At 45.8% G+C, this 16,089-nt stretch carries 10 protein-coding genes; 6 read left to right on the top strand and 4 right to left on the bottom strand.

Going from position 1 to position 16,089, the window contains the following annotated elements; all coding sequences use genetic code 11:
* The first annotated feature begins 299 nt into the window (after positions 1-299).
* Positions 300-1,406 carry a chlorophyll a/b binding light-harvesting protein gene (locus SIB41_RS06340; protein ID WP_413357630.1) on the top strand — a complete coding sequence of 369 codons (1,107 nt, stop codon included), beginning with the start codon at positions 300-302 and terminating at the stop codon, positions 1,404-1,406.
* Positions 1,407-1,863: 457 nt separating this feature from the next.
* On the opposite strand, the gene SIB41_RS06335 is transcribed toward SIB41_RS06340, so the two are convergent.
* Positions 1,864-2,034, bottom strand: a complete 171-nt coding sequence (locus SIB41_RS06335) for a hypothetical protein (RefSeq protein WP_169189915.1) — start codon at positions 2,032-2,034, stop codon at positions 1,864-1,866.
* A 760-nt stretch (positions 2,035-2,794) separates the two neighbouring features.
* On the opposite strand from SIB41_RS06335, the gene SIB41_RS06330 reads away from it, so the two are divergent.
* Complete coding sequence (locus tag SIB41_RS06330; RefSeq protein WP_063397747.1) at positions 2,795-3,391, top strand: helix-turn-helix domain-containing protein; 597 nt, start codon at positions 2,795-2,797, stop codon at positions 3,389-3,391.
* A 10-nt stretch (positions 3,392-3,401) separates the two neighbouring features.
* Positions 3,402-3,683: a hypothetical protein gene (locus tag SIB41_RS06325; protein ID WP_413357628.1), complete on the top strand. Its 282-nt coding sequence runs from the start codon at positions 3,402-3,404 to the stop codon at positions 3,681-3,683.
* A 105-nt stretch (positions 3,684-3,788) separates the two neighbouring features.
* Here SIB41_RS06325 and SIB41_RS06320 read toward each other — a convergent pair whose 3' ends face one another.
* From SIB41_RS06320 to SIB41_RS06310, 3 genes are all read right to left on the bottom strand, one after another.
* Positions 3,789-4,367, bottom strand: coding sequence for a ferritin (locus tag SIB41_RS06320; RefSeq protein ID WP_413357626.1), 579 nt, complete (start codon positions 4,365-4,367; stop codon positions 3,789-3,791).
* Between the two features lie 446 nt (positions 4,368-4,813).
* Positions 4,814-5,872, bottom strand: coding sequence for an ABC transporter ATP-binding protein (locus tag SIB41_RS06315; RefSeq protein ID WP_413361444.1), 1,059 nt, complete (start codon positions 5,870-5,872; stop codon positions 4,814-4,816).
* The gene (locus SIB41_RS06310) at positions 5,872-6,654 is read right to left on the bottom strand and encodes a helix-turn-helix domain-containing protein (RefSeq protein ID WP_413357624.1); all 783 of its coding nucleotides are present in this window, start codon (positions 6,652-6,654) and stop codon (positions 5,872-5,874) included. Before SIB41_RS06310 ends, SIB41_RS06315 begins: the two co-directional genes overlap by 1 nt.
* 981 nt (positions 6,655-7,635) lie before the next feature.
* Here SIB41_RS06310 and SIB41_RS06305 point away from each other — a divergent pair.
* From SIB41_RS06305 to SIB41_RS06295, 3 genes are all read left to right on the top strand, one after another.
* Complete coding sequence (locus SIB41_RS06305; protein WP_063413951.1) at positions 7,636-7,983, top strand: phenylpyruvate tautomerase MIF-related protein; 348 nt, start codon at positions 7,636-7,638, stop codon at positions 7,981-7,983.
* 162 nt (positions 7,984-8,145) lie between these two features.
* Complete coding sequence (gene nth, locus SIB41_RS06300; RefSeq protein WP_413357622.1) at positions 8,146-8,799, top strand: endonuclease III; 654 nt, start codon at positions 8,146-8,148, stop codon at positions 8,797-8,799.
* A 399-nt stretch (positions 8,800-9,198) separates the two neighbouring features.
* Entirely contained in the window at positions 9,199-16,014 is a 6,816-nt protein-coding gene (locus tag SIB41_RS06295; RefSeq protein ID WP_413357620.1) for a beta strand repeat-containing protein, read from the top strand.
* The last annotated feature ends 75 nt before the right edge of the window (positions 16,015-16,089 follow it).

The following is a 16,089-nucleotide window of genomic DNA, read 5'->3' as shown; positions in this document are numbered from 1 at the left end:
AATAGTAATTCAGCTTTTGGGATTTGTTGACTGCGAAGCAAATTTGATACCTTGTAGTAAATATCACCTGATAATGTATCGCTGAACTCTCGCCTATGTGATTAATGCCTTGTCTCTAGAGTATCCTCTGACAGGTCTTTGATGTATCTAATGATCGTGCTTAATCATGCATATACTACGGCACATTATCATGTCTAAATCACACTTTACCTCTTCAAGTATGTAGAGTTCTGTGTACACCTAACGTCGAACTGTCGCGATACAAATAGATTTTATTTGCCCTAAACAAGTTCATTCTCGTGCAAACCTACGGGAAAACAGACGTTACCTACGCCTGGTACGCGGGTAACAGTGGTGTGACCAACCGATCAGGCCGATTCATTGCCTCGCATATTGGCCACACAGGATTAATTTGCTTCGGCGCTGGTGCCAACACCCTATTTGAGCTAGCTCGTTACGATTCCGCATTGCCAATAGGTGACCAGGGATTTGTAGTTCTTCCTCACCTAGCAGGCCTTGGTATTGGTGGCATAGAGAACGGTGTGATTACTGACTCCTATGGGATGCTTGTAGTCGCAGTCTTCCATCTCATCTTCTCGGCCGTTTATGCCGGTGGTGCGATGCTTCACTCCTTTCGATACAAGGAGGACTTGGGAGAATACCCGCAAGGATCCAGACCCAACAAATTTGATTTTAAATGGGATGATCCAGACAGGCTCACCTTCATACTTGGACATCACCTGCTATTCCTAGGTCTTGGCTGCGTTCAATTTGTTGAATGGGCTAAATACCATGGAATTTATGACCCAGCAATGGGTGTTGTACGTAAGGTCGAATACAACCTTGACTTGTCAATGGTTTGGAATCACCAGATTGATTTCCTTACGATTAGCAGTTTGGAAGATGTGATGGGTGGTCATGCATTCTTGGCCTTCTTCTTGAGTGCTGGTGCTGTTTGGCATATTTTCAGCAAGCCATTTGGGGAATACACTGAATTCAAAGGAAAAGGACTGTTGTCTGCTGAATTTGTGCTTTCTACCTCATTAGCAGGTGCAGCCTTTATTGCTTTTGTGGCAGCCTTCTGGGCTTCTATGAACACCACAATTTATCCAACTGATCTCTATGGTGGTCCTCTCAATATCGAATTGAACTTCGCTCCCTATTTCTCAGATACGGATCCATTGTTTGGTGGAGACGTACATTCAGCCCGTTCATGGCTTTCAAACTTCCATTTCTACCTTGGATTCTTCTATCTTCAGGGTCATTTCTGGCATGGATTGAGAGCGATGGGCTTTGACTTCAAGCGTGTTGAAAAATTGTTCGATCAGCTAGAAAGCAATGAAATTAGTCTTAACCCAGGTAAAAGTACGACCGTGCCATCAACATCGACAGATAGCGCCACATAAACTAGCTTCAAATTAACACTGCGATTTATCTCAAAATAGGAGCCCTGCCTAAGCAGGGCTTTTTTATTGAGCCTATGGTTGTCAATTTGAACATATATTGCTCAGCAAACTTCAACTTCTGATTGTTCTAATTTTCGACTTGCCTCCCATTAGTTATACTGCTTCTAATACGTAAACCCTAATCTTCAATTTTGCGATTTTGGCCAGCCAACGCAAATGGAATTTGTCAAAGCATAGGGTGTCTCTGATTCAATAATGATCTAAAACAAACATCTATAACAAGCCATTGATATGGTCTAATCGCTATCGAAACTAAGCTTTTCTTGTTTTGGATCTAGGTTGAGTGCTGCTATTCCTTTTCACGAACTCTGCTTAAACGACTGTTTCACTGACTTAATGTGATCGATTTACAATAGACCCTTGGCCATAAGGGTTTGGCACCGATTGTCTCTGCCACTTATTGATCTCTAGCTTCTTGATTAGGAGCCATTTTACGTAGGCGGCTTTGTTGTTGCTGTCTTATTAATAAATGAATATCGGCGGCCAATACCAAAACACCAAGCAAGACAATTCCGCCAATGGTTATTGGTGTCAGCTCTACTGCCGCTGCAAAGGGAGCTGTATACATCGTTGACTTAAAATGCTGTCTAATTCTAGCTAAAATAACTCGTTTGAGGCACTGCAAACTTAAACATTAAACCAAGCCAAATATCTAGATAGGCCCTCTTGCATGTGTGGTTTTACAGTCGCTATGTTTTCGCTTCTCTGTCTCCTAATCACTCCATTGATAGAGCTTCCCTTGTCTCCAAAAAACGATATCAATTTGCTTTTGCTACATTCTATTCATTAACTGTAATCAAGCAGGCTTGCGATCTCAGTGTCAATCATATTTGAAATCACTCTGCCAGATCATCGCCATAAACAGGCAAAGTTTATGGCATGCACGCCTGGAATGATAAGCAGCTTGATAACTGACGCACGATTTAAGTCATTGCATACACCAGTAGCATCAATGCTTTCACGAAATTCTATTTATATTTCCTTGTGATATGTTCTTCTTCCATCCAAGTTACGCCCAGGATTGGCAACTCTTTCAATGGCCAGGATTTACATCATCTATACATTTGTAGTGCATGCCGTTATTGCGTCTTAGCGACTGATTCCTTCTGCTTCTGCCACAAATTCCAACATGTGCAAGTGAGCAGGTGATAACTTGACGGCTCCAGCGGGCCAAACAGCACCCCGGATGGTGTCGAAATTTACACAAGTATCAATCAGCAGTGCAGATTCCTCGCAACAGCACTATTGCTATTGAGAATCGCTTGCAAAAGGCACCGTTAAGCGTATAGGTTGCGAAGAGTTCTCAAAAAGCACTTGAGAGGCTTCATATGAGCTTCCGATTCCTGCCAGATGATCCAGTCCCAGCAGTGCGGATGCCAACAGGGCAATCCATCCTGATCGATCCCGCCGCTCGTTCAGGCGGCGCTTGTATCGAAGTCGTTGAGGGTATCGCCCGCGTTTACTGCCCATGCGAAGAAACTGAAGGAATGACTCTCGCTTTTCTTCAGGAAGGCGACCAACTACGTACCGACCGCTTGTGCAGTGAAGGTGTCTGTGTTGAAGCACTTACACCATTATGTTTTCGCAGCGATGCTGAAATCCGTGATGGGCATGACTTTGATGCGGTGAACGAATGGACCCTGCAGCTGCTTCGCATTCGACATTTAGGTAATGCAGAACAGCGTCTCCAGGCATTGCTCGCCCTGCTTGTTAACCGCTTAGGGCGACGCTGTGGCGACTGGTGTGATCTCCCCTTCCGACTCACCCATGAGCGAATTGGTGAACTCATCGGATCTACGCGTGTGACCTCCACTCGACTGATCTCCAGGCTAAGGACCGCTGATCTTTTAAACGTTCCCAGCGGAGAACCCATCTTGCGCTTGGCCCCAGCCTTAATTGAATCAGCACCTCTTGCCGCCTCATAGCTCTGAGTGAATGAAAGACCTAGTTACGACATCAGACAGCGTTATCGCCAGTCTCTGTAGAGAGGTTGATGGGATCCGTCATCGCTGTAGCTCATTGCTAGAGGCTATGGCTAAATGTAATGATGAGAATCTATCTTACCGTCTAAAGAAAGAATTTCAGCTGCTCATAAATCGGCGTCAAGCATTATCTAAAATAGCCAATGAAATGCAGTATAATGGGCTGGCCGACAAACTCTCTATTGAATTTCTACTTGAGATCAGCAGCAGAACACTTGATATGAGAACTTGTTGACTTCAAGAGAAAAGTTCTGATTTTATTAGTAACAATTAACAGACAATGCTAATTAGTGTTTTACTTAGATACTGATGTATCGCTACAGATTGTAGATTGCGATTACTAGGCCAGCTTTGCAGGTGAATGCTTTCCATCGCTCAATTCGCCGTCAATAATTAACATTGCAGAGGGCTGATTCTGGGCAAAACGTACCCGACCCAAGAGGTGAGCAAGCTCATTTTCAGAGTCGACTTGATTATCGACTAGTGGATCAAGGAACACTGTCGTGCGCATATCAGAAGCTCTCTCAGCCATTGCATAAAGCTGATGCAGTGAGGTTGTTACGTCTGCCTCCATCTGGAATGAGGCAGCCATGATTTCATCTGTAGAGATCCATTCCTGACGGGGTGAAGGTATATCCTGCAGAACAACAGTTTGTCCACGAGCAATCAGGTAATCTGCAAAATGGGCGGCATGTTCCTGTTCTTGAATAGCTTCTTGCTTGAAGTAATGGGAAAAGCCGCGCAATTCGCGCTCAGCAAACCAAATCGCAATAGCAAAGTAAGCAGCGCTAGCATTTCTCTCCATGGTTAGATGCTGATGGAGAGCCTCAACCAGAGAAGCTTCCATTGACTGAGCGATTGCACGTCCTGCAGGACCAGTGGTAAGGGCTACAGCTTTAGTACTGCTAGGCAATGCCATGATTTGTCTTGTAGAGATTGCACAGAGTGGCGAGGATGGATTAGCAACCAGGCAAATGTGCATAGAGTGATGTGACGAATGCTACAAGCCCTTTTACATCTTGAAAAGGTCTCTTCAGGTGCGATTTGGACCCCATATAATGAGAATCAGTCTCAGTTGCGGAGTTACCGCAGGTCTTTATGGCCAAGGCCTTGGGGAATGACATGGCGGACAGTCGTCTGCGACGTCTTGAGCCCGTTCAAAACAAGAAAAAAACCTGCAAAAAGCGGAAGTGCTCGAAGTGGAAAGGTGGCAAATGTGTATGCAGCCGTGGCTGATTACCCATTCCTTTGCGAAAAGGGGTTATTGATGGCTAGTACAACTGTGTCAGGATAAAATTGTAGCCTTAATAGTTGTTGAGTGATTGAGAGCACCACTTGTTAGGCCTTGGAGGTCAAGCATTGCCCTCAACAAAGTGGGCATGGAATCGCTCCGGGGAAAAGAAGGCCTTTTTGTCCCGCGCGGAAGGCGACAAAGCAGCGCTCGCCTGTCTTGACAGGACGTTCAAGTGGTTGACGTACACGCAACGTGTGATTTCCAAGCTCCACACGCAACAACCAGTGACTACCAAGAAACTCGCGACCTTGAATCAGAGCCTCGCCTCTGGGATCCTGCTGAATCTGAAGAGCCTGATCATCGACCATTAACTCTGTTGCCTTAGCAGCGTTCGGTTCCGTAGGTTTTGAGAGAGGACCAATCGGCGTCAGCCAATGTTCGCCACCCATGTTGAGAGGAAGCAGGTTCCCTTGGAGCACAAAACGACCAACAAAAGGTGTGGCTGGTTTTTGCACCAGATCAGAGGGTGATGCGCACTGATGAAGCTCACCATTGCGCAGGACCGCAACCCGATCGCAGATTGCCAGGGCTTCTTGAGGATCATGTGTCACAAGCAGACCACTGGCACCACATGTTTGAAGAACACCTGCAAGCTCGCTGCGCAAACGCAGACGTACCTCAACATCAAGGTTGGAAAAGGGTTCATCAAGAAGTACGAGTGATGACCCTGGGGCCAATGCCCTTGCCAGTGCCAAGCGTTGGCGTTGGCCTCCAGAAAGCTGATGCGGATAACGGTTGCGAAGATCCGCTAGGCCAAGCATCTCAAGCAGCCATTCTGCTCGGCTGGTGTCTTGGCCGCGGCGTAAACCAAAACAGGTATTGCGCCAGGCATCGAGATGGGGGAAAAGAGCATAATCCTGAAACACCATGCCTATGCTGCGGCGCTCGGGTGGCAGCATTCCCCGTGAGCTTGCGACCTCGTGATCATCGATGCAGATCGTCCCTCGCACAGGCTGTTCAAATCCAGCAATCAATCGCAGCAAGGTTGTTTTGCCACAACCGGAAGGTCCCAACAAACCAACGAGCTCACCTCTCTGGAGGTTCATATTGATGGATTGCAGTGTCCAACCTTCTGCTGATCCATCACCGTAGTGATACCAGAGGCCCTTGATTTGCAAGTGGTTAGTAATCAAAATCGTATATCCATAGCTGGGGTGGATTCGATAAGTCGTGCCGAGAGCAGAAAAGTCCCGCCAGGTTCAATCAGCTGAAGATCATTCTTGTTCCGAAACAAGGTGATCTGACGAGTAACAGTGGAGCGCGTGGCCCCAATCAGTTCGGCCATGCGTGCATGGCCAAGGGGAAAGGGCAATTCATAACCTTCACTTCTACGGATGCCAAAGCGACCAATCAGAAGCTTTAAAAGAGCAACTAACCTTGCTTCGGCTCCGACTGGATGCCTGACAAGATGAAAATCAAATAGCCAATCCCATAGGAGATCTTGCTCTTTCGGGCAGTTGTCTGCGTAATGAAGGCCAATTGAACTATTCGTGAGTGCCTCAAGTAAAAAGTTACTGCCGTCGGGTAATCGAAGCCAACTAGATTCAGAATCACCACAAAAGGCCAAAGTGATATCAGGAAAATGATCTCCGAAAGAGCCTGAGATCCTGGCAATGCCCTGCTGAAAAAACAGCCGCACGTAGCGAGATTGATCCGTCTGAGAGGACAGCAGAATGCTCTGCCCTACTGTGAGTTGAAGTGATTCCAGCGATTCCAGTTGACTACTGACTGTTATCGGACAAGACGCATTGTGTAATGGTTGACGGAGGGAAGGGAACTCTTCCTCGCCATAACTACTGGTGGCAGAACCAAGGGTGATGAGTGTGGCAGGTTTCCAAGATCCATTGCTGTCAGATAGATCCGAGCATCTACTAGAGATTTTTGAGTCAACAGCGACCCCAATAGATGACAATTGTCACAAGCAGATGAATCATTCTCACCCATCAAGCACTGATCAATGCTTGTTTGGAGCGTGATATTTATTACATCTAGAGGTAGCTATTGATTCGGGTCGCTTGGTTGGGGGTGTAGTAGCAAAAAAAGCAGAAAAATGAGCGTGTTGGTTTTTTGGTCAAGAGTCAGGCTTTGGTTCAAACAAAAGGCCAGTCATCCTGTTCATGGGGCTGCTTGGATTCAAGTCAAGCCGTATAGTTTCAAATGTTATTCATGAAAAATAACTTATAGCGAGCAGAATGCATGATCTGTACAAGGATTTTGTCTCCATAGAAGCAATTAAAGATCGCTAGAATGGCAGGCATCTATGTCAAATAATTATCTGTTTATAATGATCAACTTGACTAACCCTATTGTAAAGCTAGCTAGATAACTGTGGGTGCTAGAAGAACTCAATAACTGCTATAAATACCATATTCGCAGTCAGATTCATTGGCGAGGAATTGCCTGTCATTAGCACTTTAAATATGGATTGAAGTATACATTCATGCAGGCAGAGCATCGTGTCTTCAAGGTTTATGATGATGAATACAATGAATAACAGTATTCGCTTTTGATATCTATCAAGTATACAGCGAAGGCTTTATAGAGGTGTGTTGAATAGATCTGCAAGTTTAGTTTCAGAAAAAGGATGAAATGGTTTTTCTGTAGATTTAATTAGCCCTAGGGAAATGCGTTAATGCAAGAGTTTTGCTATTCTAAATATAATCACCATTGACAATGAATGCAAGGATTGTTGATGATAAATTAGAAGATTTAGCATCCCGTTTGACGACCCATTCTTTTTTTTGTTCCATAGATTGTGTTAACCTTGAAGTTGAAATGTTTTGCTCGGTTTACTGTAGTCCAACAATTAGTGAATGCCGTAGCTGATTTAGCAGCTAAGCATCGAGATAAATGGCATAGTTTCCTAAAGACTTCTTAAAAGGCAATTGCGTCCATGCCCTTGATCAACATCCAAGCATCAGTTCCAGCTGTAGCTGATGCCAACTCACTGCTGCAAGAACTCTCTAGCAAGCTTGCCGAGCTACTGGGGAAACCAGAGAAATATGTGATGACATCTCTTCAATGTGGTGTGCCAATGACATTTTCGGGAAATACTGAACCGACTTGCTATGTGGAGGTGAAAAGCATTGGAGCTCTCGATGGTAGCCGTACGCAAGAAGTGAGCGAACTCGTGTGTGGCCACATCGAGCAAAATCTTGGTATTCCAGCTGATCGAACCTATATCGGCTTTGAGGATGTCCCTGCTCGACTCTGGGGTTGGAACGGAAGTACCTTCGGTTGAAGTGATCCTGTTTCATGAGTAGACAATCATTCAATAACAAAAAAATATCAAGCGAATGCTTTGGTTCGTATAGGCGTCTAATATTACTTGGCATTTAGAATCCTATCACCTGTATGTAAGCCAGAACCCAAAAGACAAACTTCTAAATGAAATGAAAAGCGAGTGAAAAAACATGATCGTGCGCTAACGATTATGCGCCGACTAAATGAGTACTATCCTCATCCACCTATTCCTCTTATCCATAGTGACGATTTCTCTTTGTTGGTTGCAGTCGTTTTAAGTGCGCAATGCACTGACAAGAAAGTAAATGAAGTAACACCGGCCCTATTTAAATCAGCACCAACTCCAGAAGAAATGTTTCAATTAGGGGAAAGTAAGATCCTAGGGTTTATTCGACAATTAGGCCTGGCTAATCAAAAGGCCAAAAATATCCACAAACTTTCAGAAATTATAGTTGATCGTTTTGAGTCTTGCGTTCCACAAAATTTTATTGATCTAGAGTCACTCCCTGGTGTCGGCCACAAAACAGCAAGTGTTGTCATGGCACAAGCATTTGGAGTGCCTACTTTTCCAGTGGACACTCATATCCATCGACTTGCCCAAAGATGGGGTTTGTCTAATGGAAGAAGCGTAATTCAGACTGAAAAAGATCTCAAATCAATTTTCCCCAAGACTGCATGGAACAAGTTACATCTTCAGTTTATTTATTATGGAAGAGAGCACTGTACAGCAAGAGGTTGCGATGGAACAACTTGTGACTTGTGTCAAGAACTTTATCCGAAGCGACTTAGACCAGTGATTTGGAACAAACCATGATTTTCCATCTGACAGCAATCATGATAAATCTATTTTAATCTAATTTACATAAAAGGAATTGATTTTGATCCTTAGATATCTTCTGTTAGTTTTAAATCTGTAACAAAGCTGCTATTTAGACAGGAAGAAGCTTTTGGCATGCTGACTATTTAATACTAATCCAAAATGTACTTGAACATAATTTCCAGGCAATGTGTATTGGGAATTTTTCAAAGTATCCAATAGATGATAAGCCCTTGGGCTTTTTTAAATTCTGACCAATTCTCGTTTATACATCATCGGCCTGTGATGAAGCTCACAGCTCATGGTGAATGGAATCACAACGTAAATGTCTCAAACAAGAAAACCTATTGACGAAGGGTAAGCCCTTTTTAAACGCACATTTATCAATTCAAGAAAATGACTTCGTCAACAAACTTCTTCGACAGCGCAAGACGATGGATGCCATGGCAAGACGCCGAGTCTAAAGCTCTTGACAACCAAGATATTGAGGTTAATACCGATCGGCTCAATATCAGGTCAAGTGCTAATGCAGGCCGCGGTGGCAATGCTCAAGCAACAGGTATTGAAGACAGTAATATTGATTTCACTGGCAATCAAGCCAATGTCAATGCATCTGCTCGCACCAATAGAGGTGACGCAGAAGCTGTTGGTCTTGATGATTCCAGCCTTGAAACAGGTTCTGGCGCTGATCGCCTAAACATCAATGCATCTGCGCGCAGCCGTGGTGGTTATGCAGAAGCAGTTGGTCTTGATTCATCAAGCCTCGATACCGGCTCTGGAGATGATCAAGTTGAAATTAATGCTCGCGCCAATGGTGGTCACACCAATGCCTGGGGCATGCGTGATAGCGCACTGGATACAGGTTCTGGTGATGACAACGTTGAAATTAATGCCACTACAAACTCCAATGTTTGGGATCCTGCCTACGGGGCTGAAAACAGCTCCATCGATACAGGTAGTGGTGATGACAGCCTAGAAATCAACGCCAGAGCAACAACAAGATTCGGAGAGGTTCAGGCCTTTGGTCTTAAAGACAGCGATGTCGATACAGGTAGTGGTGATGATGACGTTGAAATCAATGCATCTGCGCGCAGCTTTGGTAGAGGAGGTGATGCAGAAGCAGTTGGTCTTGATTCATCAAGCCTCGATACCGGCTCTGGAGATGATCAAGTTGAAATTAATGCTCGCGCCAATGGTGGTCACACCAATGCCTGGGGCATGCGTGATAGCGCACTGGATACAGGTTCTGGTGATGACAACGTTGAAATTAATGCCACTACAAACTCCAATGTTTGGGATCCTGCCTACGGGGCTGAAAACAGCTCCATCGATACAGGTAGTGGTGATGACAGCCTAGAAATCAACGCCAGAGCAACAACAAGATTCGGAGAGGTTCAGGCCTTTGGTCTTAAAGACAGCGATGTCGATACAGGTAGTGGTGATGATGACGTTGAAATCAATGCATCTGCGCGCAGCTTTGGTAGAGGAGGTGATGCAGAAGCAGTTGGTCTTGATTCATCAAGCCTCGATACCGGCTCTGGAGATGATCAAGTTGAAATTAATGCTCGCGCCAATGGTGGTCACACCAATGCCTGGGGCATGCGTGATAGCGCACTGGATACAGGTTCTGGTGATGACAACGTTGAAATTAATGCCACTACAAACTCCAATGTTTGGGATCCTGCCTACGGGGCTGAAAACAGCTCCATCGATACAGGTAGTGGTGATGACAGCCTAGAAATCAACGCCAGAGCAACAACAAGATTCGGAGAGGTTCAGGCCTTTGGTCTTAAAGACAGCGATGTCGATACAGGTAGTGGTGATGATGACGTTGAAATCAATGCATCTGCGCGCAGCTTTGGTAGAGGAGGTGATGCAGAAGCAGTTGGTCTTGATTCATCAAGCCTCGATACCGGCTCTGGAGATGATCAAGTTGAAATTAATGCTCGCGCCAATGGTGGTCACACCAATGCCTGGGGCATGCGTGATAGCGCACTGGATACAGGTTCTGGTGATGACAACGTTGAAATTAATGCCACTACAAACTCCAATGTTTGGGATCCTGCCTACGGGGCTGAAAACAGCTCCATCGATACAGGTAGTGGTGATGACAGCCTAGAAATCAACGCCAGAGCAACAACAAGATTCGGAGAGGTTCAGGCCTTTGGTCTTAAAGACAGCGATGTCGATACAGGTAGTGGTGATGATGACGTTGAAATCAATGCATCTGCGCGCAGCTTTGGTAGAGGAGGTGATGCAGAAGCAGTTGGTCTTGATTCATCAAGCCTCGATACCGGCTCTGGAGATGATCAAGTTGAAATTAATGCTCGCGCCAATGGTGGTCACACCAATGCCTGGGGCATGCGTGATAGCGCACTGGATACAGGTTCTGGTGATGACAACGTTGAAATTAATGCCACTACAAACTCCAATGTTTGGGATCCTGCCTACGGGGCTGAAAACAGCTCCATCGATACAGGTAGTGGTGATGACAGCCTAGAAATCAACGCCAGAGCAACAACAAGATTCGGAGAGGTTCAGGCCTTTGGTCTTAAAGACAGCGATGTCGATACAGGTAGTGGTGATGATGACGTTGAAATCAATGCATCTGCGCGCAGCTTTGGTAGAGGAGGTGATGCAGAAGCAGTTGGTCTTGATTCATCAAGCCTCGATACCGGCTCTGGAGATGATCAAGTTGAAATTAATGCTCGCGCCAATGGTGGTCACACCAATGCCTGGGGCATGCGTGATAGCGCACTGGATACAGGTTCTGGTGATGACAACGTTGAAATTAATGCCACTACAAACTCCAATGTTTGGGATCCTGCCTACGGGGCTGAAAACAGCTCCATCGATACAGGTAGTGGTGATGACAGCCTAGAAATCAACGCCAGAGCAACAACAAGATTCGGAGAGGTTCAGGCCTTTGGTCTTAAAGACAGCGATGTCGATACAGGTAGTGGTGATGATGACGTTGAAATCAATGCATCTGCGCGCAGCTTTGGTAGAGGAGGTGATGCAGAAGCAGTTGGTCTTGATTCATCAAGCCTCGATACCGGCTCTGGAGATGATCAAGTTGAAATTAATGCTCGCGCCAATGGTGGTCACACCAATGCCTGGGGCATGCGTGATAGCGCACTGGATACAGGTTCTGGTGATGACAACGTTGAAATTAATGCCACTACAAACTCCAATGTTTGGGATCCTGCCTACGGGGCTGAAAACAGCTCCATCGATACAGGTAGTGGTGATGACAGCCTAGAAATCAACGCCAGAGCAACAACAAGATTCGGAGAGGTTCAGGCCTTTGGTCTTAAAGACAGCGATGTCGATACAGGTAGTGGTGATGATGACGTTGAAATCAATGCATCTGCGCGCAGCTTTGGTAGAGGAGGTGATGCAGAAGCAGTTGGTCTTGATTCATCAAGCCTCGATACCGGCTCTGGAGATGATCAAGTTGAAATTAATGCTCGCGCCAATGGTGGTCACACCAATGCCTGGGGCATGCGTGATAGCGCACTGGATACAGGTTCTGGTGATGACAACGTTGAAATTAATGCCACTACAAACTCCAATGTTTGGGATCCTGCCTACGGGGCTGAAAACAGCTCCATCGATACAGGTAGTGGTGATGACAGCCTAGAAATCAACGCCAGAGCAACAACAAGATTCGGAGAGGTTCAGGCCTTTGGTCTTAAAGACAGCGATGTCGATACAGGTAGTGGTGATGATGACGTTGAAATCAATGCATCTGCGCGCAGCTTTGGTAGAGGAGGTGATGCAGAAGCAGTTGGTCTTGATTCATCAAGCCTCGATACCGGCTCTGGAGATGATCAAGTTGAAATTAATGCTCGCGCCAATGGTGGTCACACCAATGCCTGGGGCATGCGTGATAGCGCACTGGATACAGGTTCTGGTGATGACAACGTTGAAATTAATGCCACTACAAACTCCAATGTTTGGGATCCTGCCTACGGGGCTGAAAACAGCTCCATCGATACAGGTAGTGGTGATGACAGCCTAGAAATCAACGCCAGAGCAACAACAAGATTCGGAGAGGTTCAGGCCTTTGGTCTTAAAGACAGCGATGTCGATACAGGTAGTGGTGATGATGACGTTGAAATCAATGCATCTGCGCGCAGCTTTGGTAGAGGAGGTGATGCAGAAGCAGTTGGTCTTGATTCATCAAGCCTCGATACCGGCTCTGGAGATGATCAAGTTGAAATTAATGCTCGCGCCAATGGTGGTCACACCAATGCCTGGGGCATGCGTGATAGCGCACTGGATACAGGTTCTGGTGATGACAACGTTGAAATTAATGCCACTACAAACTCCAATGTTTGGGATCCTGCCTACGGGGCTGAAAACAGCTCCATCGATACAGGTAGTGGTGATGACAGCCTAGAAATCAACGCCAGAGCAACAACAAGATTCGGAGAGGTTCAGGCCTTTGGTCTTAAAGACAGCGATGTCGATACAGGTAGTGGTGATGATGACGTTGAAATCAATGCATCTGCGCGCAGCTTTGGTAGAGGAGGTGATGCAGAAGCAGTTGGTCTTGATTCATCAAGCCTCGATACCGGCTCTGGAGATGATCAAGTTGAAATTAATGCTCGCGCCAATGGTGGTCACACCAATGCCTGGGGCATGCGTGATAGCGCACTGGATACAGGTTCTGGTGATGACAACGTTGAAATTAATGCCACTACAAACTCCAATGTTTGGGATCCTGCCTACGGGGCTGAAAACAGCTCCATCGATACAGGTAGTGGTGATGACAGCCTAGAAATCAACGCCAGAGCAACAACAAGATTCGGAGAGGTTCAGGCCTTTGGTCTTAAAGACAGCGATGTCGATACAGGTAGTGGTGATGATGACGTTGAAATCAATGCATCTGCGCGCAGCTTTGGTAGAGGAGGTGATGCAGAAGCAGTTGGTCTTGATTCATCAAGCCTCGATACCGGCTCTGGAGATGATCAAGTTGAAATTAATGCTCGCGCCAATGGTGGTCACACCAATGCCTGGGGCATGCGTGATAGCGCACTGGATACAGGTTCTGGTGATGACAACGTTGAAATTAATGCCACTACAAACTCCAATGTTTGGGATCCTGCCTACGGGGCTGAAAACAGCTCCATCGATACAGGTAGTGGTGATGACAGCCTAGAAATCAACGCCAGAGCAACAACAAGATTCGGAGAGGTTCAGGCCTTTGGTCTTAAAGACAGCGATGTCGATACAGGTAGTGGTGATGATGACGTTGAAATCAATGCATCTGCGCGCAGCTTTGGTAGAGGAGGTGATGCAGAAGCAGTTGGTCTTGATTCATCAAGCCTCGATACCGGCTCTGGAGATGATCAAGTTGAAATTAATGCTCGCGCCAATGGTGGTCACACCAATGCCTGGGGCATGCGTGATAGCGCACTGGATACAGGTTCTGGTGATGACAACGTTGAAATTAATGCCACTACAAACTCCAATGTTTGGGATCCTGCCTACGGGGCTGAAAACAGCTCCATCGATACAGGTAGTGGTGATGACAGCCTAGAAATCAACGCCAGAGCAACAACAAGATTCGGAGAGGTTCAGGCCTTTGGTCTTAAAGACAGCGATGTCGATACAGGTAGTGGTGATGATGACGTTGAAATCAATGCATCTGCGCGCAGCTTTGGTAGAGGAGGTGATGCAGAAGCAGTTGGTCTTGATTCATCAAGCCTCGATACCGGCTCTGGAGATGATCAAGTTGAAATTAATGCTCGCGCCAATGGTGGTCACACCAATGCCTGGGGCATGCGTGATAGCGCACTGGATACAGGTTCTGGTGATGACAACGTTGAAATTAATGCCACTACAAACTCCAATGTTTGGGATCCTGCCTACGGGGCTGAAAACAGCTCCATCGATACAGGTAGTGGTGATGACAGCCTAGAAATCAATGCTAATGCGACTGGTTTCGGTCGGGGGTTTGTTGAAGCTATTGGCGCTGTCAAGAGTATCTTTAATTTAGGGAAAGGTGATGATCAAGTTGAAATCAGCGCATCTGCATTCAGCAGTAGTGGAGAAACAAATGTTGTTGGTCTTAAAGACAGCATTATTTACCTAGGTCAAGGAGAGGACTTCGCAAGCATCAAGGGAGGAACAGTAAATAGCACAATCCTGGGTGCTAGTGGCGATGATATTGTCCAACTTTATGGTGAAAATACCTTCAACGCCGTATTCGATGGCGGAGATGGTGAAGATGAACTAGAGGTACATGGTGGTTATGGAATCACCTACATCACAGGTGCTGGTTCCGACAAACTTATCTTTACTGTGGATTACTACAATAGTCTGTTTAGTAATTCATGGTTAAGTGCCGAACCCTTGCCATCGCCATCGCCTGTTGGAATAGATCCAGTCCCATTCCCAGGTCCTGCAGGTGAGGATTTGGTTGCCGAAATAACTTTACCTACTGTTCCTGAATTCACAACTGATCTGATTATAGATATTGTGAATGAGACCATTGCTGATTCCGTCCCATCGTTCAGCTCCAACACTCCTTTAATCATTACCGATTTCGAGGTTGGCGATCATGGTGATAGCCTCAACTTCGACGAGCTACTGAATAATCTGGCTATAAATTATGACGGTTCAAATGCATTCTCTAGCGGTTATGTCAGCCTGATGCAGGATGGAGATGACACAATCGTAAGCTTCGATGTGGATGGCATCGCAGGCGATGAGTCGAGCGTTGTTCTTAGCACGCTTCAGAATGTAGACATGGCTCTATTTGGCAACAATAATGTTGATTCTGAGGTGGATATTCAAGTAATAATTCCAACCGGTGAAAATACTGAATTGGAAGTGCTTGAAGCTGATTTGATCATTAATCAGCCTATCGAAGAAGTAGCAACATCAATTGTCGAAATTGATGTTGAGCCAGTTGAACATGGTTTCGATTCAATCACTAATATTGCGGTTGAATCAACAACAATTTCTGTTGAGACATCTAGTCAAGGCACTGCAGTCAACAACCTTTGGACAGCATCAACAACTTTTGAAGAAGGTGTCTTCACAGTTGTTGAGGCTTCCCCGGAAGTAGAGGCAATCATGGCTGGAACAGCATCGACTCTAGAAACTACGTCATCAGGCTCTAATCCAATCATGATTGCTGAACCGATGGCAACCTCTGGACAATCATTAGGAGGTGCAACAGATGAATTGGTAGTTTAAGGCTTTCTGTAGCAAACAGAGCAGGGTAATCTTGATTCTACAAGGCTTGAGAAGACTCAGCCTCTGAATAAGTGG

Origin of the sequence: Prochlorococcus sp. MIT 1201 (genome assembly GCF_047303415.1) — a bacterium.
In the GTDB taxonomy this organism is placed as follows: domain Bacteria; phylum Cyanobacteriota; class Cyanobacteriia; order PCC-6307; family Cyanobiaceae; genus Prochlorococcus; species Prochlorococcus marinus_D.
Note: the sequence above shows the minus strand (reverse complement) of the source record. Positions and strands in the feature narration are given on the sequence as shown.